The organism is Dyadobacter sp. OTU695, from assembly GCF_038440355.1.
Classification (GTDB): Bacteria; Bacteroidota; Bacteroidia; order Cytophagales; family Spirosomataceae; genus Dyadobacter.
This window is the reverse complement of record NZ_JASATN010000025.1, coordinates 67,278-88,137: the sequence shown is the minus strand read 5'-3', so window position 1 is coordinate 88,137 and position 20,860 is coordinate 67,278. Positions and strand designations below refer to the sequence as shown.

At 48.6% G+C, this 20,860-nt stretch carries 24 protein-coding genes; 17 read left to right on the top strand and 7 right to left on the bottom strand.

Features of this window, described 5'->3' with window-relative positions:
* Positions 1–399 (bottom strand): SDR family NAD(P)-dependent oxidoreductase (locus AAHB90_RS28930; protein ID WP_342088779.1); only part of this gene is annotated, 399 nt, incomplete at its 3' end.
* Positions 400–827: 428 nt separating this feature from the next.
* Between AAHB90_RS28930 and AAHB90_RS28925 the strand changes: the two genes are divergently transcribed.
* Genes AAHB90_RS28925 through AAHB90_RS28915 form a run of 3 tightly spaced genes read left to right on the top strand, consistent with a single transcriptional unit; the run spans position 828 to position 3,462 of the window.
* On the top strand, positions 828–1,814 hold the full coding sequence (locus tag AAHB90_RS28925) for an aldo/keto reductase (protein WP_342088778.1): 987 nt from the start codon (positions 828–830) through the stop codon (positions 1,812–1,814).
* 44 nt (positions 1,815–1,858) lie between these two features.
* On the top strand, positions 1,859–2,614 hold the full coding sequence (locus tag AAHB90_RS28920; RefSeq protein WP_342088777.1) for a putative quinol monooxygenase: 756 nt from the start codon (positions 1,859–1,861) through the stop codon (positions 2,612–2,614).
* 38 nt (positions 2,615–2,652) lie between these two features.
* Complete coding sequence (locus AAHB90_RS28915) at positions 2,653–3,462, top strand: type 1 glutamine amidotransferase domain-containing protein (RefSeq protein WP_342088776.1); 810 nt, start codon at positions 2,653–2,655, stop codon at positions 3,460–3,462.
* A gap of 96 nt (positions 3,463–3,558) precedes the next feature.
* Here AAHB90_RS28915 and AAHB90_RS28910 read toward each other — a convergent pair whose 3' ends face one another.
* Positions 3,559–3,780: a 2TM domain-containing protein gene (locus tag AAHB90_RS28910; RefSeq protein WP_446717940.1), complete on the bottom strand. Its 222-nt coding sequence runs from the start codon at positions 3,778–3,780 to the stop codon at positions 3,559–3,561.
* A gap of 129 nt (positions 3,781–3,909) precedes the next feature.
* A complete protein-coding gene (locus AAHB90_RS28905) occupies positions 3,910–4,899 on the bottom strand; it encodes a sigma-54 interaction domain-containing protein (RefSeq protein ID WP_342088774.1) in 990 nt (329 codons plus the stop codon).
* Between the two features lie 92 nt (positions 4,900–4,991).
* Here AAHB90_RS28905 and AAHB90_RS28900 point away from each other — a divergent pair, with 92 nt between their 5' ends.
* Positions 4,992–6,398: a sigma-54-dependent transcriptional regulator gene (locus AAHB90_RS28900; protein ID WP_342088772.1), complete on the top strand. Its 1,407-nt coding sequence runs from the start codon at positions 4,992–4,994 to the stop codon at positions 6,396–6,398.
* A gap of 6 nt (positions 6,399–6,404) precedes the next feature.
* Here the strand turns inward: AAHB90_RS28900 and AAHB90_RS28895 are convergent, their stop codons facing one another.
* Positions 6,405–8,948 (bottom strand): tetratricopeptide repeat-containing sensor histidine kinase, encoded by a 2,544-nt coding sequence (locus AAHB90_RS28895; RefSeq protein ID WP_342088771.1) that lies wholly within the window; start codon positions 8,946–8,948, stop codon positions 6,405–6,407.
* A 270-nt stretch (positions 8,949–9,218) separates the two neighbouring features.
* Here AAHB90_RS28895 and AAHB90_RS28890 point away from each other — a divergent pair, with 270 nt between their 5' ends.
* From AAHB90_RS28890 to AAHB90_RS28880, 3 genes are all read left to right on the top strand, one after another.
* Entirely contained in the window at positions 9,219–9,809 is a 591-nt protein-coding gene (locus AAHB90_RS28890) for a Crp/Fnr family transcriptional regulator (RefSeq protein ID WP_342088770.1), read from the top strand.
* A gap of 179 nt (positions 9,810–9,988) precedes the next feature.
* Positions 9,989–10,627 (top strand): NAD(P)H-binding protein, encoded by a 639-nt coding sequence (locus AAHB90_RS28885; RefSeq protein ID WP_342088769.1) that lies wholly within the window; start codon positions 9,989–9,991, stop codon positions 10,625–10,627.
* Positions 10,628–10,769: 142 nt separating this feature from the next.
* Entirely contained in the window at positions 10,770–11,099 is a 330-nt protein-coding gene (locus AAHB90_RS28880) for a cupin domain-containing protein (protein ID WP_342088767.1), read from the top strand.
* An 8-nt stretch (positions 11,100–11,107) separates the two neighbouring features.
* Here AAHB90_RS28880 and AAHB90_RS28875 read toward each other — a convergent pair whose 3' ends face one another.
* Positions 11,108–11,875 carry a hypothetical protein gene (locus AAHB90_RS28875; RefSeq protein ID WP_342088766.1) on the bottom strand — a complete coding sequence of 256 codons (768 nt, stop codon included), beginning with the start codon at positions 11,873–11,875 and terminating at the stop codon, positions 11,108–11,110.
* Entirely contained in the window at positions 11,841–12,287 is a 447-nt protein-coding gene (locus AAHB90_RS28870; RefSeq protein ID WP_342088765.1) for an ABA4-like family protein, read from the bottom strand. Before AAHB90_RS28870 ends, AAHB90_RS28875 begins: the two co-directional genes overlap by 35 nt.
* Positions 12,288–12,563: 276 nt before the next feature.
* Between AAHB90_RS28870 and AAHB90_RS28865 the strand changes: the two genes are divergently transcribed.
* From AAHB90_RS28865 to AAHB90_RS28840, 6 genes are all read left to right on the top strand, one after another.
* Positions 12,564–13,448: an alpha/beta hydrolase gene (locus AAHB90_RS28865; protein ID WP_342088764.1), complete on the top strand. Its 885-nt coding sequence runs from the start codon at positions 12,564–12,566 to the stop codon at positions 13,446–13,448.
* A 52-nt stretch (positions 13,449–13,500) separates the two neighbouring features.
* A complete protein-coding gene (locus tag AAHB90_RS28860; protein WP_342088763.1) occupies positions 13,501–14,067 on the top strand; it encodes a cupin domain-containing protein in 567 nt (188 codons plus the stop codon).
* 13 nt (positions 14,068–14,080) lie between these two features.
* Positions 14,081–14,650, top strand: coding sequence for a hypothetical protein (locus AAHB90_RS28855; protein ID WP_342088762.1), 570 nt, complete (start codon positions 14,081–14,083; stop codon positions 14,648–14,650).
* A gap of 77 nt (positions 14,651–14,727) precedes the next feature.
* Complete coding sequence (locus AAHB90_RS28850; RefSeq protein ID WP_342088760.1) at positions 14,728–15,531, top strand: alpha/beta fold hydrolase; 804 nt, start codon at positions 14,728–14,730, stop codon at positions 15,529–15,531.
* Between the two features lie 35 nt (positions 15,532–15,566).
* A complete protein-coding gene (locus tag AAHB90_RS28845; protein WP_342088759.1) occupies positions 15,567–16,091 on the top strand; it encodes a hypothetical protein in 525 nt (174 codons plus the stop codon).
* 94 nt (positions 16,092–16,185) lie between these two features.
* A complete protein-coding gene (locus AAHB90_RS28840; RefSeq protein ID WP_342088758.1) occupies positions 16,186–16,905 on the top strand; it encodes an SDR family NAD(P)-dependent oxidoreductase in 720 nt (239 codons plus the stop codon).
* Positions 16,906–17,164: 259 nt separating this feature from the next.
* On the opposite strand, the gene AAHB90_RS28835 is transcribed toward AAHB90_RS28840, so the two are convergent.
* Positions 17,165–17,815, bottom strand: a complete 651-nt coding sequence (locus AAHB90_RS28835; RefSeq protein WP_342088757.1) for a DMP19 family protein — start codon at positions 17,813–17,815, stop codon at positions 17,165–17,167.
* A gap of 171 nt (positions 17,816–17,986) precedes the next feature.
* On the opposite strand from AAHB90_RS28835, the gene AAHB90_RS28830 reads away from it, so the two are divergent.
* From AAHB90_RS28830 to AAHB90_RS28815, 4 genes are all read left to right on the top strand, one after another.
* The gene (locus tag AAHB90_RS28830; protein WP_342088756.1) at positions 17,987–18,334 is read left to right on the top strand and encodes a LytR/AlgR family response regulator transcription factor; all 348 of its coding nucleotides are present in this window, start codon (positions 17,987–17,989) and stop codon (positions 18,332–18,334) included.
* Between the two features lie 131 nt (positions 18,335–18,465).
* The gene (locus AAHB90_RS28825; protein WP_342088755.1) at positions 18,466–18,828 is read left to right on the top strand and encodes a hypothetical protein; all 363 of its coding nucleotides are present in this window, start codon (positions 18,466–18,468) and stop codon (positions 18,826–18,828) included.
* Positions 18,829–19,353: 525 nt separating this feature from the next.
* Positions 19,354–19,683 carry a hypothetical protein gene (locus tag AAHB90_RS28820; RefSeq protein WP_342088753.1) on the top strand — a complete coding sequence of 110 codons (330 nt, stop codon included), beginning with the start codon at positions 19,354–19,356 and terminating at the stop codon, positions 19,681–19,683.
* A 137-nt stretch (positions 19,684–19,820) separates the two neighbouring features.
* A complete protein-coding gene (locus tag AAHB90_RS28815) occupies positions 19,821–20,738 on the top strand; it encodes an ETX/MTX2 family pore-forming toxin (protein ID WP_342088752.1) in 918 nt (305 codons plus the stop codon).
* Positions 20,739–20,860: the final 122 nt, after the last annotated feature.

Here is a 20,860-nt window from a genome sequence, read left to right as displayed (position 1 = left end):
CGCCGCAGAAGGCCTGCTCATCAGGTGCGGCAAAAAATGATGGACCATCCGGATCGTTCCCGTCAGATTGATATCAATCTCACGGGTTATGTTTTCCAGGTCCCTGCTGGTGTCCTGAACGTCAAGCAACCGCATTTCACCCGCATTGTTAACGATCATATTCAGATCAGGGAATTGTTGTGTCACCTGTTCATAAAGGCGCTTAATATCTCGCGGATCACTTACATCGTTCTGAAAGACGTGTACTTGGGGGAAACGCCTCTTGGTCTCATTCAAGGCCTCTTGTTTACGTCCTGTAACAATGATTGTTGATCCTTGCTGGGTAAGTTGTTTGACCAATTCCAAACCTATACCGCTGGTTCCTCCTGTGATCAGGATAGTGCTATTCTTTAAGTCCATATTTTTTCTCGCTGTTGTTGATACAAAGTTCAGCCAATGTCAATTGGCGGATGTATCCAAAAGTCGCCAGGTTGTAGTGAAAAGGAAGATTAGGAGCTTCTGTGGGAATGTTTGACTCGTGAGCAAGCCCCTCTACGCGAAGGTAACTTGCGAAGAAATGGAGGCTTACGAAAAGGCGAACTCATGGGAAAGTTCAACTTGAAGAACTCGAATTGATCGAATAATTTGAATAAGAACCGGTCAAGGAAAAGCAGGAATTTTCCTGCCATATGCAGGTAATGATTTTGCCACCTTCGGTAAATTATTATAATGTGACTTTTGTCACAAATTTTCTGTGATCCGCTTCCTTCGAAGCGAGGTTGATGTGGCAGTAGTTTTGTGGTGTGGAAAGATCAAAACAGCCACGCGATTTACTTAACCAATCTGCTATGGAATACAGAAAACTGGGGCACACAGATATCGATGTATCTGTGATTACCTACGGAAGCTTTGCAATCGGCGGGACGATGTGGGGCGGTACTGAAAAGAGTGAAGCCAAACAAGCCATTGAAGCTTCTTTGGATTACGGGGTCACGACACTGGACACGGCACCTTTTTACGGATTCGGATTAAGCGAAGAGCTTATCGGCGAAACCATCAAGAGCAAGGATAGGTCCAAAATCCAGTTGCTTACCAAGTTCGGCATGGTATGGGACGGGAGCAACAACGGCCGCGGCGATTTTATGTTCGACATTGAGCAGGATGGTGTTGTATACCCGGTCTACAAGTTCGCATCTAAGGAGAATGTGATCAAGGAAGCAGAAGAGAGCTTAAAGCGGCTGGGCACCGACTATATCGACCTGCTTCAACTGCATTGGCTGGATTCAACGACGCCCATTGATGAAACGATGGAAGCATTACAACGGCTGCTCGATCAGGGAAAAATCCGGGCGGCGGGAGTGAGCAATTACAACCGGCAGCAAATGCTGGAAGCTCAGAAGAGCATTCGGCTTGCCTCTAACCAGGTGCCGTACAGCATGCTCAAAAGGGGCATTGAGTCGGAAGTTATTCCCACAGCCGTTGAAAATGGGATCGGGATCATCGCATACAGTCCACTCGAAAGAGGACTGTTGACCGGCAAGTTTTTTCAGGGGAATGCATTGTCGTCTACCGATCACCGGAACAACTATTTCCAGCAATTTGACCTGGAAAAAGTCAAAACGTTGCTGGAAGAGATAGAGGCGATTGCCGTGGATAAGCGGGTTACATTATCGCAGCTTGTGTTAAGGTGGACCACCCTGCAACCAGGAATTTCCATCGTGCTGGCCGGAGCCCGCAATAAAGACCAGGCAATCAGTAATGCAAAAGCGATGGACGTCACATTGTCCGGGCAGGAGCTGGAATTTATCAATGAACAGCTAGCTGTGGTGGCGTAGACGTCTTGCTGGTAATTATTTCCATTTATTTCAAATTTTATATCATGCACGAATTGATTTTCATCACATTGTGTTTGCTGGGGACGGTGGCTGCACCCGGCTTACAGTCAACCCGGGAGCCTGCACTTGAGGCTAACTTCTCGTACGATGCGCCGGCTGTGGCCAAGCTCACGAAATTCGAGGTGAAGAAAGGGCATGAGCAGCAATTTCGTAATGCGCTGGTACAAAATGTCCGATCCGCAATCGCCGCCGACGGCAATATCATGGCGGAGGCTTATCAGGAGCAGGACAACCCGTCCGTATTGTGGCTGATCGAACGCTGGACTAAGCCCGCTGAGGTTGAAAAGTTTTCGAAGACGAGCCAGGCGCGCCAGCTGAGCGCACTATTTGGCGAGTCGCTGACTGCTGCTCCGACTACTTTTGCACTCAAAGATCTCGAACCGATTACTAAGCAACAATGGCGCGCGGCAGCGAAACGGGAAGATAGGCCCATTACCGTGATGTTGTTTGTCGATACGAAACCGGCTACCCAACAACAGTTTAAGGATATTTATCATGTTGCCATGCCGCAATTTCGTGGTGAGCCGGGTGTAATCACCTACCAGCTTTCTGAGATCGAAGGGGACGGCACCCACTTTGTGACCTATGAGAAGTTCCGAGATGAGGACGCGTTTAAATACCACCTCGACTTTCCGCCGGTCAAACCGGTGATCCAATACCTGGAATCTAATGTCAAACAGCCACCTTTTCAGAATGGGCTGCACAATCTGGTGGAAATTGCGCCGCTGACGCGTGAGTAATATGCAATCCAAATACTAACAACCAAATGTTTATTTAAATGAAAAAGACTATCCAATCTCTGGGCGGCCTGGCCATGCTTTTGGCCACCCTGAATGCCAATGCGCAGCAAAACAACGCAAATGAGCTGGAAGTGATGAACCAGCTGACTTCTCATGCATCGGTTTCCTCGATGCCCGTTTCGCAATTATTGAATGCACCGGGTAACGAGGCGCTTAAAGCGTTCTTCTTTACCCCGGTAAAGAACAAGAGCGCATTGAAAGGGAAAAAACTGGCTGTAATTGCCGCTGATGGCTTCGAGGAAATCGAATTGCTTGGGCCGGTCTGGTACTTCCGGCAACTGGGCGCACAGGTCGACATTGTAGCGCCGAAGTTCAACCCGGCACCTGCCCGCTACGGACTCAGCACGCCCGAAATGGCGAAAACCCACATTATGGCCATTCAATATTTGAACCCGGTCGGCTGGATCAAAGTGGATCGCACTGCCGATCAGATCAAGGTGGATGAATACGACGCCATTTTCATCCCTGGCGGCGCATGGAACCCGGATAACCTCCGATACGACAAAGATGTGATCCGGTACATCCAGGATTTCAACAAATCGGGCAAGCTGATCGCGGCGATTTGCCACGCGCCTGTGGTACTCGCATCAGCCAACATCCTGAAAGGTAGAAAACTAACCGGTTACTGGAATATTCAGACAGACCTGACCAATGCCGGCGGGGTTGTAAGCGACGTGCCGGTGGTGACAGACGGAAATATCATCACCAGCAGACACCCGATCGATGTGGCCGATTTCTCGCGGGCGGTAGAAAGTTGGCTGACTAAAAAGGAAGCAAGTGTTCGCTAACGTTTACTGACGCACGTTCGGTGGTATTGGTAAACTAATAATTCAAACAAGCCGGCTCAATATCGAGCCGGCTTTCCGCGTCATTTTCACCAGGGTTCAGCTTGTCCGCTTTTTGAAAACGAATACCCCAAGGTAGTGAAACAGCAGCCCGATACCCCAAGCGGGCGTTGACCATAATGGCCAAGGGTAAGCTTTGCCTGAAAAATACCAGATAAGCCAGATGGCGGGAGTGACAAGCACGAATACCAGTAAATGGATTCTGAATCCCTTTTTGGCGTTCTCTTTCGCTGTCGCGTCCCAATTAGATAGGTTTGTCATACTTGATATGTGGATAGGGTTGCCTTGTGACGACCGTGCGAGGTTGGCAGCTGCCCGGTTAGAAGTAAAATTACGGCGGTACCCTGCCGGCGGACAAGGACTTCAATCACATTAAAAGTGTGTCAAAGGTCACACTGATGGATGGGGCTGATCGTTTCCCGGATACGCTTTTCGGATGCCGAGCCTTTTCATCATCGAATGCAGGGTAGTAGGCGGTACCTGCAATGCCTCAGCGGCACCTCCGGCACCGGCAACTTTGCCATTGCATAAGGTCAATACCTGCAAAATATGGTCCCGCAGTACTTCATCGATGCTTTTGACCCGCTTCCCGATCATAATGGCGTTTAAATGCTCATCATAGCTGGACAAAAACAACTGATCGATCACTGCGCCGGTGGTCATCAGCATCGTTCGCTCCATCAGATGTTCCAGTTCGCGGACGTTCCCGGGCCAGCTGTGGGCGTACAGTTTTCTAAGAACCTTGCCGGATATACGCGGCACCTTACGGCCGATTTGCCGGGCGTGCCGTTGTAGAAAATGCATTGCCAGGTCCTTGATGTCCTGCTTCCTTTCGCGGAGCGGCGGAATGGAGATCGGGAATACATTCAGCCTGAAAAAGAGATCGTTTCTAAATGTGCCCAGCTGCACCTGACCGGCCAGATCCTGATTGGAGGCGGCGATGACGCGTACATCAGTTTTGATCACTTCCTTCCCACCGATTCTTTCAATTTCCCCTTCCTGCAATGCCCGCAGCAACTTCGCCTGCACTTCGAGCGGCATATCGCCGATCTGGTCGAGGAACAACGTCCCGCGGTCGGCCATTTCCCACTTGCCGATCCGCCTTTCCGAGGCGCCCGTAAAACTTCCTTTTTCGTGGCCGAACAGCTCGCTTCCGATCAGATCGACGGGAAGGGCCGCGCAGTTGACGGTGACCATGGGCTGTTCGCTGCGCGAAGAAGTCCGGTAGATGGCCTTTGCAATGAGCTCTTTTCCCGTGCCGGTTTCGCCGAGCAGCAGCACGTTGCTGTGGGTGCTGGCAACCTGCGACAGAAGCATGCGAACGTTTTTAATGGCAGGGGAGTGGCCGATGATTTCGGGATAAATTTCGGTGAGTTCCATCTTTTGAACCATGATATTAATCTACGAATTTAGCAACGAAAGTCACGCTGTTTTTGTATTTTTAAATCATAATCTCGCAGAAACCCCGCTTTATGGGCTTAAAAGTATTAATCGTCGAAGATCAGTTTATCGAGGCCAACGACCTGCAACTGATCCTTGAAAGTGCCGGCCATTCCGTGTGCGCGATCGTCAAATCGGTTCAGTCCGCGCATGACTTTCTTCTCAAAGGAAAGCCCGACATCGTGTTGCTGGACATATTTTTGAAAGGACCCCAGACGGGTATTGATTTAGCCCCGTTTTTGTCGGCCGCCAACATCCCATTCATCTACATTTCCGCCAACTCCGACCCGCTTACATTCGAAGCTGCGAAGACAACCCGGCCGGATGGTTTTTTGATAAAACCCTTCCGCCGGCAGGATATTCTCATTGCATTGGACATCGCCACCTTCAGGCATCAATACGCAGTCGAACACGGCTTCCAGGAAGCGAACATTGCCAACAACAACATAGTCGTTGATAAAAATCGAAGAGAATCCACCCAGGAATTCGGCGATATTGTAGGAAGCAGCCCGAAATTGCTGCAGGCGCTGGACCTGGTGTCCCAAGTGGCGCCTATGGACACGACGGTGCTTATTTTAGGTGAAACCGGGGTAGGGAAAGAGGGTGTAGCCAGGGCCATCCACCGGCTTTCCCGGCGCAGGAACAAATCGTTAATCAAACTTAATTGCGCCGCCATACCACCCAGCCTGATCGAGTCGGAGCTGTTCGGGCACGAGAAAGGCGCGTTTTCAGGGGCCGTCGAAAGAAGGATAGGCAAGTTTGAACAAGCGCAGGGCGGAACGATATTCCTGGACGAAATAGGGGAGATGCCAATCGAAACGCAGACGAAACTGTTGCGGGTGATTCAGGAAAAAGAACTCGAACGCATTGGTGGCCGCACGACCATCAAACTGGATATCCGGATTGTCACTGCCACCAATCGTAACCTTTACAAAGAAGTAGCTGCGGGCAGGTTCCGGATCGACCTGTACTACCGCATCAACGTTTTTTCCATCACACTCCCCCCGCTGCGGGAGCGTACTGAGGATATTCCAGCACTGATCGACCACTTTTTGCAGAAAAACGCACGTCAGACCGGGACATTGCCGAAGCGCATGGAACCCCAGGCCGTCGCCCAGTTGATCAAATATTCCTGGCCAGGTAATATCCGCGAGCTGGAAAACGTGATGGAGCGCCAGATCATCCTCGCCCGTTCGGGCGTCATATCTACGGTGGACCTGCCCGCTGACGAAATGACGTTCCCCGAACTAGTAGCCGGCAACCCGAAGGCGCAATCCGCAGCCGAAAGTGAAAAGCACCTGATCATGGCAATGCTGGCGAAAAGTAACGGGAAAGTCTCCGGGAAGGGCGGGGCCGCCGAACTGCTGAACATGCCCGCGCCTACGCTGGTATCGAAAATGAAAAAGTTGGGGATAACCTGGCGGTTTGTTGTGAATTGAAATGCATTACATGTTGACGTTCAAGTAGCTGTACGTCGGTGAGGCTTTCGTTGAACGAAATGGGAAGAGGATTTCCAAACTCGTTCCAGGGCCACTCTGTACTGTCAATGTTCCATCGAGATCTTCGGCCAATCCTTTGACTAGTTTGAGTCCGAAAGTCTCTATGGCATCCAGGTTCAGGCCGGCCGGAAGTCCAATACCGTCGTCGCTGATGCGCAGCAAGATGTGCTCTTCGTCCGACACGGCAAATGAAACGCTTACTTTTCCCTCGCGCCCATTCGGAAAAGCATATTTGAGCGAGTTTGTGATGGCCTCGTTCAGTATAAGGCCGAGCGGAACTGCGTGGGACAAGTCCAGTTCTATTTTTTCAACAGCCACATCAAAAATCACGCGCCGCCCGGTATTGAAACTGCTGTCCAGGTAAGATATCAGCTCGTGAATGTAGCTGCTCATGCCGATGCTTGTCATGTCTTCTGACTGATAGATCCGCTGGTGCAGCATCGACATGGCCTGTATCCGGTGACGGCTCTCGACGATCGCATTCACAGCCACTTCCTCTCTCAGGTAGGCAGACTGCGAATTGAGTAAGCTGATCACGATCTGCAAGTTATTTTTAACCCGATGATGGACCTCCCGGAGCAGCCATTCTTTTTCTCCCACCAGCTGCATGAGCGAAGCATTCTTGATACTGATCGTTTTTTGCTGCTCTTCCAACTGCCGGTTTTTGTTTTGTTTCATCCGGTAGCTGTTTAATGAGAGGCCCAGCAAACAAATCAATACGGCAAAACCGGCGTACAGAAATTTCTCGGCGCGGGCCGCCAGTTCGAGCTTTTCTTTGTTCAGGATCGCTTCTTTGGTCAATATCCGGATGTCTTTTTCCTTTTGAGCCGCTTTGAAGTTGGCTTTCAGTATCGATACTTCCTTGTTTTTTGTACTGTTTTCAATGGAATCTCCCAGCATCTTAAAACGCTGGTAGTTCCTGATCGCAACCATGTAATTGCCTGCGGCGGAATCAACTTTAAAAAGCAGGTGGCGGGTGTCCCTTTCAACTGCAGGTGTTATTTTGCGGGAGGTCAACGCCGTTTTTAAATACCGTCCGGCGGAATCGTATTTACCAACCTGGGTATAAAAGCGCCCCATCGTTAAAAAAGCTTCCGCGCCCGAAATCGAGTTGACATTCCGCCACCAGAATTTCTCGGATTGCTCCACGTCGTTGTTGAGCTGTATCACCTGCAAGTAGTACTTTTCGGCAGTTCTAAAATCTTTGAGGGCCGCGTAACAGTTGCCGAACATAAATGCGATCAGCTGTCTGTTGAGCGCCGTTTCGGGGCGGGCATTATTTTTCAGGAAAGTTTTTAGCAGCCGTAATCCTTCGGGTGCATGGCCGATTTTGATCTGGGCATCGACGAGGTTTTTCAGTAACGAATATGTCTTGACGACATGCAACGGGCTGCTGGACAGCACCAGGTTATAGTATCGGATACTGGCCGGGTGATCGCCCAGGCTGTGATAAATATCGCCGATGGTCCAGTAAATGAGGTTTAACTGGCTGCTATCCTTCGCGGATTTGAGGTTTCCCAATGCAAGAAATGCATACTGCAATGCCCTGTCGAAATTGTTTTGAGACCTGTACAAATCGGACATTTTCTGGTAACAACGCGAGAGTTTGCGCGTCAGCCCGGCAGATTGTATCAATTTGCATTCCTGCAAAAGCAAATCTTCCGCCAGATCGGGCCGGCCGTTGTACAGGTGTGCTTTACCTTCTTCGTGCAAACAATCTGCAACTTCGTCGGCATCGCCGAGTTGCTGATAAAGCGCCCGTGCTTTACCATAGCTGTAAATCTGCGTTTGGTAAGTGCTTTCGTTAACTTCCGGCTGGTAACGTGCAAGGTCTTGCCACCAGCGAGCTTCACCGCGTTTGTCCCCGTTATTTTTGTGGTATTGGATTACACGGAGAAAATAACTTTTACCGCGATCGATATTTCCCAAACGAAAATAGTATTTCCCTTTTGCAATATAGATTTCATTTAACCAGCGCGTTGAATGTAATTCCAGGCTCAGTTTTTGGGCCTCTTCCAGAAAAGGATATGCTTTCAGCAGCTCTTCGCGTTTGGCATCCTTATTATTAACAAAGTATTCGCTGAGGGTTAACAGCAGGCAAATCGACATTTCTCCATTTACCTCTTTCAGCATTTGCTTCGCTGCATTGAAATCGTTTTTTGCCAGATGTGCTTTACACACCAGGTAAATGGCATTATTATAGCCGCCAACATAGTTCAGCGACCTGCTCAATGATGCCGCTGCCCGACCCGTCCGGATGGCGCTGTCTTGTGATGACTTTGCTTCATTGGAATGGTAGATATTCCCTATCCTGAGCAGCAGGTTCGCTTTGGCCGTATCTGCGTTTGTATGGGCTAATTTGCTTAGGTAGGAACCTAACATCGTATGTGGGTACTGGGCGGTGCCGACATGTTCGTTCGTCGGCTGAGCGGCCGAGAAACGAAGGCAGGCCAGCAGGAGCCCTATCGCTGTGTAAGTCTTTAATGCCATAGAATAAGTGCCTCAGTATGAATTGATATTCAGAAAAAAAATGAGAGGCTCACTCTAAATTACAATCTTTTGCCGGGCATTTTTACAATTATTCGCGACAATTTTTCGCATTTCAAAACGTCGTCATAAAATGGCGAAATATCGTATTAGAGAGCGCTTGGAATTAATATAATGTGTTGATGGTCAGCGGTATAAAACCTGGTATCATTTTTTTCATTTATGGTGAAATTTACTATTTAACCTCGCTGTCGCGTACCGATGATGATCGTCATGGAAAAGCTAAGAAAACACATCGAAGAAATCATCCCAGTCAGTGATGGAGAGTTCGACTACATCCGTACTTTTTTTACCAAAAAGCGGGTACGCAAGCATCAATTTCTAATCCAGGCGGGCGATAAGGTTCCATGCGAATACTGGATCGCCTATGGGGCATTCCGTGCGTTTTACATCGACGAAGGCGGCAGGGAGCACATTGTCCAATTCGCCCTGGAAAACTCGTGGCTTTCGGATTATCATGCTTTTTTCCATCAAACCGAATCTACCATGAATGTGCTCTGTATGGAAGAAGCCGAAGTCCTCAGCCTTACGCTTTCTTCGAGGGAAAAACTCGCTTCCGACCTGCACAAAATGGAACACTTTTTCCGCATGAAAGTCAGCAATGGTTATGCCGCCCAACAGCATCGTATTATATCGTTGCTTTGCAGAAACCCCAAAGAAAGATACGAGGAATTTGGCGCGATGTTTCCGGACATCATCAAGCGCATTCCCAAAAAATACATTGCCGAATACCTGGGTATCAGCCGTGAAACGTTAAGCAGGATCCATCTGGCCCAACGGCGGCAAATTCCGTCGAAGCATTGATAACGAACAAGTTGCGCTCCCGTTTTAATTTTAATTTCACAAGTGTGATTTGAATCACACGCAAATAGTGATTTGATGCACATTTTGGTCAACCAATACATTTCATCTTTGTCGTCAGCATACAGCGAGCTCCCTAATCCTAAAATTCCGATTCGCTTATCAGTAACCATAGATCAAATATGAAAGCGTTAATAATTGGAGCGACCGGTGCTACTGGCAGGGATCTTGTAAATATTCTTTTGCAAGACCCGGAATACACCAGGATCGTCATTTTTGTTCGCCGCTCGGCGGGGATTGTTCATCCCAAACTAACCGAATACGTTGTCGATTTCAACAAGCTTGACGAGGTAGCTGCTTACATCCAGGGAGATGTATGGTTCTCTTGTATGGGTACGACCCTGCGGGCCGCAGGCTCCAAGGAGCAGCAGTGGAGGATCGATTACGAGATCCCGTTGACGTTCGCCCATATCGCGAAACGTAACGGGGTGCCCAGGGCCGTGCTGCTATCTTCATACGGCGCGTCGTCGGATAGCAGTGTGCTTTATCTGAAAATAAAAGGGGAGCTTGAAGAGCAGATCGCCAGTCTCACCTTCGACCAATACATTATCTTCCGGCCGGGTCACTTGCTAAGGGCCAATACCGACCGGCCGGTTGAGCGGTTCACGACCGGACTACTTGGCATTTTAAATGGAATAGGCTTTTTTAAAAAATATCGTCCGTTACCGACCCTGGTTTTATCGAAAAAGATGGCTAAGGCACCAAAAGTCCTGGCCAAGGGTGTGCATGTGATCGAGTTGGACGAGATCGTAAATTTTTGATATAATGCTCAATTAATTTTTTTCGTAAATCACTGATAATGCTATGAAAAAGAATTGGCTATCAATCGTTTGTGTAGTTTTTGCGTCTACTGCAGCTACATTTGCCCAATCACAGCCGGTCAGAATTTTAGACATCAATTCCATGGAAGCAAAAGCTATTTCCGACGGGATTACGCTCCGGTCGGAGTCTGGGTCGAAGGGCACATTTGGCTATTTTGTCATGAAGAAGGACGCGTCGGTTCCAGTCCACAAACACGTAAACGAGCAGTATTCATTTATCCTGAAAGGGAGTGTGCGAGCGCTCATTGGAGACACTACTATGATTATCAAAGCAGGACAAGCGGTAATAATTCCTCCAAACCTTCCGCACAGTTTTACCAGTTTGGAAGAGGGTACAATTGATCTTGACTTTTTCGCGCCACGTCGTGAGGACTGGATCAATGGTACTGCAGACTATTTCAAAAAGAAATAGGACTTCTTTCAAAATGTGGGGTGGCCAAGTAGCGCGTTGATGAACAGGAACGAGGTGAAAAGAAAGTACAACAGGGCTATGCTAATGGAAGGCATAGCCTTTTTAATGCGGAACAGTGTGACACTCAGCGGAAGCAGCTGTAACGCATGCAATCCAACGAAATGGGCGACCCGCAAATCACCATGAATGCGACTCCAATTCAGCATTGAAATTCCCGGTCCGCCGTCAGGCCCGCCCACCGTATGCGCCATTCGGTAAGACATTAACCCGCCTTCGAGGGCAAAAAGAGCGGTCATTAAGATTCCCAATCGGACCGCCCAGAGCATTGCCGGGCTGATTTGGACAGGCCGTATCCGGAAAAACAGTATTCCGATGTAGATGGAAAACAGCGTTTGCGAAAACACGATGAGACCCATCAATGCAAAAAGCAATGAATTGTAAGTACCGGTCATGTTGTAGTGTGACAATTCGCCGCGGGCAGCCTGAGAAGCAACTGCAAACATTTCGAAACACATGGTGAAGACGGTGTACGAGGCAAAGCGCTCTTTGATTCTATCGAAAGGCAATAAATCCAGAAGCAATGGCCAGGTAAGGCAGTAAATGCTGATAGATAGCGCGAATTTGATCGGTTTGATCCAGATATTAACGCCTAATAATTCGCGAGTATCGACCATGGCAAGCCCGAACCAAATGACCGCCAGGATCAAATGAGCAACGGCGCAATAGTACAAGGACTGGTTACTATTCTTGATCCGGGTTAGAAGGGTTGTCTGCATTCGTTTTGGTGAATTGTTGTGTAATGAGAAATAGCAGGAAGCCGCACGGACCGAACATGAAAGTGCCGATTAGACAGGGCACCGTCAGCCAATGCGAAACATGTTTTTTTTGTGAAGAGCGAAGGATCCAGAATCCGACGAGCAGGTCGAATGCCAGGTAGTGGACCCAGCCCGCGATCAGTAGCTGATCATTGTTGAACAGGTTCCTGACCTGTTCAATCGACCCGAAGCCGACATCCGGAACGCTGAAAAATGATGCGATATACACTACGTAGGTAGCCGACAGTAACACAGGCACCACCGCATACCGAACCAGAAATTGCGTCACCTGCCAGCGCGGAAACACGATCAGCATCAACCATTGAATCGAAGCTATGGCATTTGCCGCCAGAAATACGGTGGGAGTTTGCATGTGTTGCCGCTGATTATTGATGATTGGCTGCAAATTTCCTGACGATTGGATGGCCGTTCAAGGGATTCGGTCACTATTAATCTGTGACCGCAATCACACGTTTTTAGTGATCCAATTCCTCGCTCACCGAATGAACGGCTTCTAATTTTGATTCCAGTTAAGCTGTCGCACGAACCACTCGGAGGTGCCGCGGATGCCGCAACCCGGAAGTGAATGGCAGGCGGCTTCTCCAACACGCCAATGGACTTCCTGATTTTAACCTTAAATGAAACAACTATGTATCAAGAGCTTTTGATAGCACGGGATTATTTCAAAACATACCTGAATTTTGATGCGACCATTGATGAATTGCGCGTCCAGGCAAATGAAATGTATGCGACATTGCCCGTGGCCGATGATATACGCTATGAGACGATCTCCATCGGCGACATTCAAGGTGAATGGACTGTGTCACCGCAGGCCCGGCAGGATCATGTGCTGTATTACATTCATGGCGGCGCATTTATATTTGGCAGCCCGGCGACGCACCGGGGAGAGATCAGCGAATTGGGCAGGGCGGGAAAAACGAAAACTTTTGCTGTCGACTACCGGCTTGCGCCCGAATACCCTTTCCCGAAACCACTGGAAGATATTTTTGATGGATATTTATGGTTATTGGGCCAAGGGTATGATCCTAAAAAAATAGTCGTTTGCGGCGATTCGGCCGGAGGTAACGCGACGATCAATTTAATGCTTTTTGCGAGGGACAGAAAAGTACCCATGCCGGCAGGGGGCATACCCATTTCGCCCTGGATTGATCTAGGGCAAAGCGGTGAGACATACAAAACGCGCGAAGGTATCGACCCCATTGTCAATCTTGCGGCCATTCAGTACCAGGCAGCAACATATCTGAATGGTGCCGATCCCAGGCTGCCGCTGGCATCACCCATTTATGCTGACGTCCGGGGGCTTCCGCCATTGTATATCATGGTAGGCGAAGCAGAAGAAATGCTAAGCGAGTCGCTCACTTTCACCAAAATCGCGGCCATGGCTGGTGTGGCGGTAAGGCTAGAGGTATGGCCGCACATGATCCACAATTTTCCATTATGGCATTCGACGCTGCCCGAGGGAAAGGATGCAATCAGAAAAGCTGGCGAATTCATTCTTGCGCTCACCGCGTGAGACGACAAGCAGCATGCAGGCAGACGAACTTTCAACCATTTCTAATATTCTTATGAGTGAATCTACAAAAACATTCAGACGCGTAGTGACCGGTCATGATGCGGATGGAAAGGCCATTCTGATATCGGACGCTCCGCCCACGCGGGCGCAATTGGTTGGAGGCCCGGGTGGCCCCACTTTTTACGAAATCTGGCATACGCTGGAAACGCCGGCATTGATACACTATCAACCCGATGACTCGGATGAGGCCGGGCTTGTACTGCCGCCGCCAAAGAATGCCACACGGATTCGAATTATTGACTTCCCGCCGGAAGGGGAAGAAATCCGCGGGCTGACCGGCGCTGACGCGGCGGCGAAATTCAAACTGATCAGCGGCGAGGAAGCTTCCACAGCCGCAGCAGGGGCACCGCATCCACTCATGCACCGCACGCAAACGGTAGACTACGGGATCGTGCTGGAAGGGGAAATTACATTAGTACTCGATCGGGATGAAACGACCATTTACCAGGGAGATATTGTGATCCAAAACGGAACGAACCACGCCTGGGCCAACCGTTCAGACAAAGCTTGCCGGATGGCATTCGTGCTGATTGACGGCGAATTCACCACTCCTTCATAGACATCCATCAATTATGCGAATCAATCCCCTGAAACCGGAGGAGCTCAGCCCCGATCTTCGTTTCGTGCACGACGAAATATCTGCCCTTATCACATCCAGCCAAAGCCAGGTGAAAATGGTCGCCGATGACGGTGCATTGCTCGGCCCTTTTGCGCCAATGCTGCATTATCCGCAGTTCGGGGTACCGGCATTAAGCTTTTTAAGAACGCTGGACATACACGCGACACTCGACAAGTCAGTTCGTGAAGTGGCCATACTTACGGTTGGAGCGGCGTACGGCGCTCGGTTCGAACTATATGCCCATCAGATAATGGCAGAAGCATTTGGGTTGTCGGCCGACACCATTGCCTCGCTTGCTGCCGGAGGGATTCCCTATGGGCTTAATCAGCAAGAGTTTACTGCGCACAGCATCGCCGCCTGTCTCTTAAACGGCCGCATTGTTCCTGATTCCGCCTACAATCATGCTATACAGCTTTTTGGGGCCGACGGTTTGGCAGAGTTGTTTTTTTTAATCGGTGGATATAGCCTCATTGCCGTGATTCTGAACGGTTTCGATATGCCTGCTCCTGAAAGGTCTGCCTAATTCGGTAGAATCTGGCAGATTCTTCCCCCAAGCCTTCCTGCATCCAATTTCTTACACAATCAATTGAAAATCAAACCATGAAAACAACAAGTTTAATGTTGCTATCCGCTGCATTTGCACTTTCGGCAATGGCGTCATGCTCGCAGGACGACCATGTGCCAGTCGCTTCGCAAACTTATGTCCTGGTGCATGGTGCCTGGCAGGCCCCATATGTTTGGGACGACGTCCGGGCCAAACTCATCAGCGCCGGAAACAAGGTCATCGTGGTAGAGTTGCCCGGACATGGAAGCGACCAGACACCGACGCACCAGCTCTCATTGGACGTTTACCGCGATAAAGTAATCGAAGCAATGGGTTCCGGAAGCGACAAAGTGATCCTGGTGGGTCATAGTATGGGCGGTATGGTCGTCACGCACGTTGCGGAAAAAGTCCCGTCGAGAATCCGCAAATTGGTCTATATCGGTGCTTTCGTCCCGGTTTCCGGGCAGGCGCTGATCGAGATCCAAGATCCGGGTTCGCAGCTCGGACCGGCGCTGGTGCAGTCGGCCGACCAGCTCACGCTCGATGTTAAAAAAGAACGGCTTGCCGACTTGTTTATACCGGATGGCTCTCAGGATGTGAAGGATAAGGTCATCGCTAACTACCGGGCAGAACCAGCCATTCCCTTTACAAACAAAGTGCTGCTATCCCCCGGGGCTTTTGGTTCAGTAGATAAGGCTTATATCAAGACGTTGCAAGACATTGTGATTTCCCCTGCATTGCAGGACCAGATGTTGAAGGCAGCGGGTATTAAATCGGTTTATGAGGTCAACACCGGTCACTCACCGTTCCTTTCCCAGCCAAACGCAGTTGCAGATTTATTGCTGAATATAGGAAAATGAGATTTTAACAGCCGGATTACCCAACAAGTATTCAGATGAAGCACTTCGAAACTCTTACTCAGTTACACCAGGAAAACGGATGGCTAGCTCCCAGAATTCCAATGTTCAGTATCGTTGAATTTGAACAGAGCGCCGCCCTGGACGAGTACATAACGATCAACGCATTTGTGATCAGGTACAAAGAGGAAAGTAATGGCTCGCATGCTATGCTTGCGTTTCACACTCCGGGTGAAAGCCTGCTTTTGGGAAAGCCAGGCAGCCCGCTGGGTTGTAAACTAATCTTCATCCATGAAGAGTTTATCATCGGCCATGTTATAGGCACTTACATTCATCGGTTGGGACTGTTCGAAACGCCGGATGCTGATAAGTTTTTAAGACTCAGTTCTGGCGATGTCGAAACCTTCTGCGCCTTTCATAATGTCATTGATTTCGAATATTCGAATTTCCTGGATGAATTCAGCAGAGAAATACTTTTGGGCCATGTCACGGCCATGTTGCTGTATGCATACCGGTTTACCAATGTACGCAGAGATGCCGAGACGATGCACATGCCTCAATAGCTTTCACATAATGCTTCACCCACAACACATAGGTTTGTATTAACTAACTAACAAGCAGTGAATTAACCTTTTAAATAACCTAAGAAAAAGCAAAATGGGACAATTAGACAAAAAGATTGCGATCGTAACAGGATCAAACCAAGGTATTGGTTTGGCCATTGTTCAGCAATTTGTAGAGCAAGGTGCCAAGGTCTACGCATTTGACATCAAAGAAACGGCCGCTTATGGGAGTGAAGTAACTTTCATCAAAGTTGACGTCTCCAAGGAAGAAGAGTGGATTTCGAGCGTGAAGCAGGTAATTGATGCCGAAGAACGTATAGATATACTCGTTAACAATGCAGGGGTCATTGACTATACACCGATCCATGAATTAACAATGGAGCGGTGGCACTATCTGATTGCAGTGGATCAGACCGGCGTCATGCTTGGGATGAAGCACGTTATCCCGCATATGGTGCAGCAAAACGCAGGGTCGATCATTAACACATCTTCCATTTGGGGTATCGTAGGAGCCGACGGTGTTGCCGCCTACAATGCCGTGAAAGGTGCCGTATGGATATTGACGAAGAACGCTGCGGTGACGTATGCAAAACACAATGTTAGAGCCAACTCGGTGCATCCGGGATTTATCAGCACACCGCTTACCGATGCGCAGGCAGAGGACCTGAACAAAATTGTGATTGACGCCACGCCAATGAAGAGGGCGGGAAAACCGGAAGAAATTGCTGCTGGCGTGGTGTTCCTGGCAAGCGACGGTGCAAGTTACGTCACCGGGGCCGAGCTTGTAATTGATGGCGGTTACGTTGCCCAGTAGGGTGTTCACTATTGGATGTTAGAAATGCCTGAGCTCCAACATTAGGAGCTCAGGCATTTGCTATTTGTATGTGGATGCTTGGCTTGGGGCGAAAGGCTGCTTAATGCTTTTGGGCTAAGGGCTGTTTTGTAGAATTGTTGAGTTGGAGCCTTGCCGTCTGCTTTCGCTTTTTGTCTGAACAGCCAGTGTAAGCTTACAATGGCCAGCAGTTGAGATCGTGTGTTTGGCACGTCCTTTCGCGTCCGCTCAGAGAGTTGAATCATTGGTCGATAAAATCGGGCTTATGTTTTCTTATAAAGTCGACTTGCAACTTTTGAAGATTTTCAATTTCGCTTAGAGCGTAGAATTGCTCATCAAAGCCGTTGAGCGGATTGTCTTCGTATGACTTGCTAAACCCTTCCAAGCTGCCATCTTGATGTTTTGTTATTTTATCCTTTTGCTTCTCATATGAATCGTTTGCTGCAAGCGTCAAATCAGCAGTTTTAATGGCATTAACTCGTCTTAACGCGTCAGGTAAATGCTTACGAAATTGTCCGCCTGAGTTAAAATAAAACTGGTTGTAACCCCCATTGTTTACTTCCCCTTCCAGAATCCAGACCATATAAATTGCTTGCCTTGATTTATTCCATCCCAGCACGGTCTCGTATTCTTTCTCGTAGTCTGTAGGAAGCTTCTCGCTTAGATTATCGAAGACTACTTGCAAAAGGTCGTCATCGGAAGTACTATCAATGATTGGAGACGTCAAAATCTTGTGAATAGTTCTGTTTTTAAACGCTTCCGCCGACCGCGCACCCTGCTTTCGCATCTGCTTTGAGAGGTCATTTTCTTGCTTCGATTTTTCCGCGCAGCCGAATAAGTAGTAAAAACCTGCAAACATTGTAAAGACTATCAAAGGGTATATTTGTCTCATGGTATTCCAAAGCCTTAGTATAACATGATCATCGCTGCTAGCGCATTGTCGACGACAATATACTAATCCCATTCATACGCCGGCTACTGATCGTCTCGAAATATTCAAACGATCGTTAAGTTCGTCAACAGGCCGAAGGCCATATCCCCATCTGCCTCGATCAGACCAAGTGTGGCGGAGCTGCTTTCCATCCAACACAACAAGATATCCGTTCCGACTTCAGAAAGCATCAATTTAATCGCCGTGAATAACATCGCGATCGTGATGGGTGTCGACAATTACCCCGAGTTTCATTTTACAGACGGCACCAAACTGCTTTCATCCAAAACCCTGAAACATTATGAGCTTTCACTGACACCGTTCGGTTTCATCAGGCCCCATAAATCCTATCTGGTCAACTCCATCTTGGTTGATAAACTTGTTACACGGGATGGTGGATATTTACTAATGCGGACGGCGGAACTAATTCCAATATCCCGGGACAAAAAGCAGGATGTTCTCGAATGGTTTAAAATATAGATCAATTCCCTAATTCAAACAGGTCTTTCAGTAGGTCAACAATGCGGATTCACGACTGTCTGTTTTAAGAAGAGTCAACAGGTGGTAACTTCAATTGATAAGTTACTTCCAATTAGTTAACCTTTTTCAATATGAAAAATCTGCTTATAATTGACCGTCAGCCGTTGTTACGGCTTGGAGTAAGACTTTTAGTAGCTTCACACCTGCCGACCGTTGAAATTTTTGAGGCGAATTGCAGACATTCCCTTTCCGAATTCTATTCAAAGAAGAATATTTCAATGATTTTGCTTGGTTTCGATACTGATCGTGAAGAGGTTAATAGGGCCGATGTCGTCAGAATTCAAAAGCAGTTTCCGACGACGAGGTTAATCGTTTATGCGGGCTGTTTGTCGGAAGACGAGATCCAATCCCTTCTTAATTTGGGAATTTACGCATTCCTGTCTAAATGTGCACCTGTTGAACAGGTTATAGAATGTTTACAGATCAATCAATGAAGCTGTCGGATATCTATCTCCGGGTCTCGCGGCTATTGCCAGGGTCTAGGACACTCCAGGTAGCGCGCCGGCCTGCGGACCTTCGCAAGGGGGGCATCACGACTAGTTCTTACCGTTAAATAAATATAAAAATAATAAGTATAACTTAACTTATATTAAGAACTACTTTTACCGCTATTCAATTACAAGCTTCAAGCACATCAGTACACAGGTCAGTTGCAACGGCAATCGGGTAGGAGTGTATTTTCTAGTGAAGTAACTCCACCGGCGGTTGGTATTACTGAATCGTTTTCCGCAGTACTATGCAATAAACGGGAGTCGTATACATAAGTGCGTTATTTTTCGCTGAACAGACTTGCCATTTGCCTTAACTACAAGTGTCATGCAGAAAGTTAAAACAGCCTGACACGCCAGATCATGCTTTTTCCAAAATCGGCGCGCAAAGCCGTGGGAAAAGTACGCGTTTGCCGTACCGGGACATCCCCAATCCAGTTCAAAAATCACATTAATTAAACAAATCATCTCATGCCTTTACAAAAAATCGGTAAAATGAGCCTTAAAAATTCGGGCGGCTTCGTAGCCCGCGTGCAGTTTAGCTATCTGGACGACAACGGTGAAAAAAAACTGACTGGCCAAAGCGGCGACATCACGCTCGGTTTCACCAAAACCTATGACCCGGGCGAAATGGGCGTTCCGGCTGGTTCAATGGTTTACATGCACGTATTTGTCGTTTGGGGCACTGACAACGAGGCAAAACGTGCATTTCTTTATGAAAAGGGCAATGTATCCGTGGCTCACTACAATATCAGCGGCACCACGTTGAACAACGACCTGGGGCTTTCTGATATTAGCTAAAATTACCCTTATATCTTCAAGACGCAAGATGTTGATTTGCACAGCGCTGTGAAATCGTACGTTTCTATGGGCTGTGCAATTTTACATAAAAGGCGCTTAGATTTTAATTAGTCCTTCAACACTAAATCATTAATCCAATGAGTCTGAAATTCTTAGATAAACAAACAATTGGCTCCATTATCGTCGATGCTTTTCAGGAACAGCTCAACACCGAGATGGATCCGGCGAACGGACAATGGTTTACCAACGGTCCGAACAACAACGGCGGATTGTATGGTAGCCTGGTCGACACACTGGCGACGTCGCTGGTTTTTCTGCCAAACGAACTCGTCCTGACGCCCCATAAACTTGCGGCGGATACGGCCATTATCGACAACCGCAACGGACTGACACCGAAATCGTCGATCACATTGTCGTACTCGACCACCGAAACCACGACAACTACCCATACCGTATCGAACGCATTAAAAGTCGGAATCGGCGTGGATATCAAGGCGTCGGCGAAATTCTTTGGAAGCGGCGTCGATATCACGACCAAGATCAGTACGGATTACACATACAGTTGGAGCGACGCCGTGTCGAAAACGGCATCCGAGACGAAGCAGTTTTCCCAAACGGTTCCCGTGGAAGTTCCGGTGGGCCGGGTGTATCAGGTAGTACTCACCTGCGATAAAACGAATATGAACGCGCCCTACTATGCGGACGTGACACTTACCGGAGTGTCAACGGCCAATTTCGCGGGTGTCGTAAACGGGAAAAACACCTGGGTTATTGACGCTGGCACAATATGCGACTGGATCAACCGGTCCGGTTCCGCCGGCGGAGAATCGCATATGTACCTGCGCGATCCTCAGGTGCCAGGTCAGGGCCTTATTCGCATGCGCGGCAGCCTGACCTCCTCCATTACTGCGAACTTCGTCGTGAACACCTACGACATCACCGATACTTACAACGCCACCGGCAAAGCAGCCGTAGAGAACGACCACCTGTTTGCCGACAACGAGCTGGCTTCACTGAATCATAAACTTGTCAGCGAAAAAGTGATCGGGCAGTAAGAAGCCACTGGGAAAAGGCTTGAAACAATAGCCGTATGGCAGATTTGCGATGCGGCTATTGTTATACAAAGTGATTTGAAAAATGAAAACGCAATGCTCGCCGCCGGACACCAGGTCCGCCG

Coding starts and splice junctions, on each gene's coding strand:
- AAHB90_RS28895 (WP_342088771.1), bottom strand. CDS start 8,948: ATGGCATTAAAGACTTACACAGCGATAGGGCTCCTGCTGGCCTGCCTT.
- AAHB90_RS28835 (WP_342088757.1), bottom strand. CDS start 17,815: ATGAGACAAATATACCCTTTGATAGTCTTTACAATGTTTGCAGGTTTT.
- AAHB90_RS28885 (WP_342088769.1), top strand. CDS start 9,989: ATGAAAGCGTTAATAATTGGAGCGACCGGTGCTACTGGCAGGGATCTT.
- AAHB90_RS28855 (WP_342088762.1), top strand. CDS start 14,081: ATGCGAATCAATCCCCTGAAACCGGAGGAGCTCAGCCCCGATCTTCGT.
- AAHB90_RS28870 (WP_342088765.1), bottom strand. CDS start 12,287: ATGCAAACTCCCACCGTATTTCTGGCGGCAAATGCCATAGCTTCGATT.
- AAHB90_RS28875 (WP_342088766.1), bottom strand. CDS start 11,875: ATGCAGACAACCCTTCTAACCCGGATCAAGAATAGTAACCAGTCCTTG.
- AAHB90_RS28815 (WP_342088752.1), top strand. CDS start 19,821: ATGAGTCTGAAATTCTTAGATAAACAAACAATTGGCTCCATTATCGTC.
- AAHB90_RS28845 (WP_342088759.1), top strand. CDS start 15,567: ATGAAGCACTTCGAAACTCTTACTCAGTTACACCAGGAAAACGGATGG.
- AAHB90_RS28865 (WP_342088764.1), top strand. CDS start 12,564: ATGTATCAAGAGCTTTTGATAGCACGGGATTATTTCAAAACATACCTG.
- AAHB90_RS28920 (WP_342088777.1), top strand. CDS start 1,859: ATGCACGAATTGATTTTCATCACATTGTGTTTGCTGGGGACGGTGGCT.
- AAHB90_RS28925 (WP_342088778.1), top strand. CDS start 828: ATGGAATACAGAAAACTGGGGCACACAGATATCGATGTATCTGTGATT.
- AAHB90_RS28850 (WP_342088760.1), top strand. CDS start 14,728: ATGAAAACAACAAGTTTAATGTTGCTATCCGCTGCATTTGCACTTTCG.
- AAHB90_RS28825 (WP_342088755.1), top strand. CDS start 18,466: ATGAAAAATCTGCTTATAATTGACCGTCAGCCGTTGTTACGGCTTGGA.
- AAHB90_RS28900 (WP_342088772.1), top strand. CDS start 4,992: ATGGGCTTAAAAGTATTAATCGTCGAAGATCAGTTTATCGAGGCCAAC.
- AAHB90_RS28820 (WP_342088753.1), top strand. CDS start 19,354: ATGCCTTTACAAAAAATCGGTAAAATGAGCCTTAAAAATTCGGGCGGC.
- AAHB90_RS28840 (WP_342088758.1), top strand. CDS start 16,186: ATGGGACAATTAGACAAAAAGATTGCGATCGTAACAGGATCAAACCAA.
- AAHB90_RS28915 (WP_342088776.1), top strand. CDS start 2,653: ATGAAAAAGACTATCCAATCTCTGGGCGGCCTGGCCATGCTTTTGGCC.
- AAHB90_RS28910 (WP_446717940.1), bottom strand. CDS start 3,780: ATGACAAACCTATCTAATTGGGACGCGACAGCGAAAGAGAACGCCAAA.
- AAHB90_RS28890 (WP_342088770.1), top strand. CDS start 9,219: ATGGAAAAGCTAAGAAAACACATCGAAGAAATCATCCCAGTCAGTGAT.
- AAHB90_RS28860 (WP_342088763.1), top strand. CDS start 13,501: ATGAGTGAATCTACAAAAACATTCAGACGCGTAGTGACCGGTCATGAT.
- AAHB90_RS28905 (WP_342088774.1), bottom strand. CDS start 4,899: ATGGAACTCACCGAAATTTATCCCGAAATCATCGGCCACTCCCCTGCC.
- AAHB90_RS28880 (WP_342088767.1), top strand. CDS start 10,770: ATGGAAGCAAAAGCTATTTCCGACGGGATTACGCTCCGGTCGGAGTCT.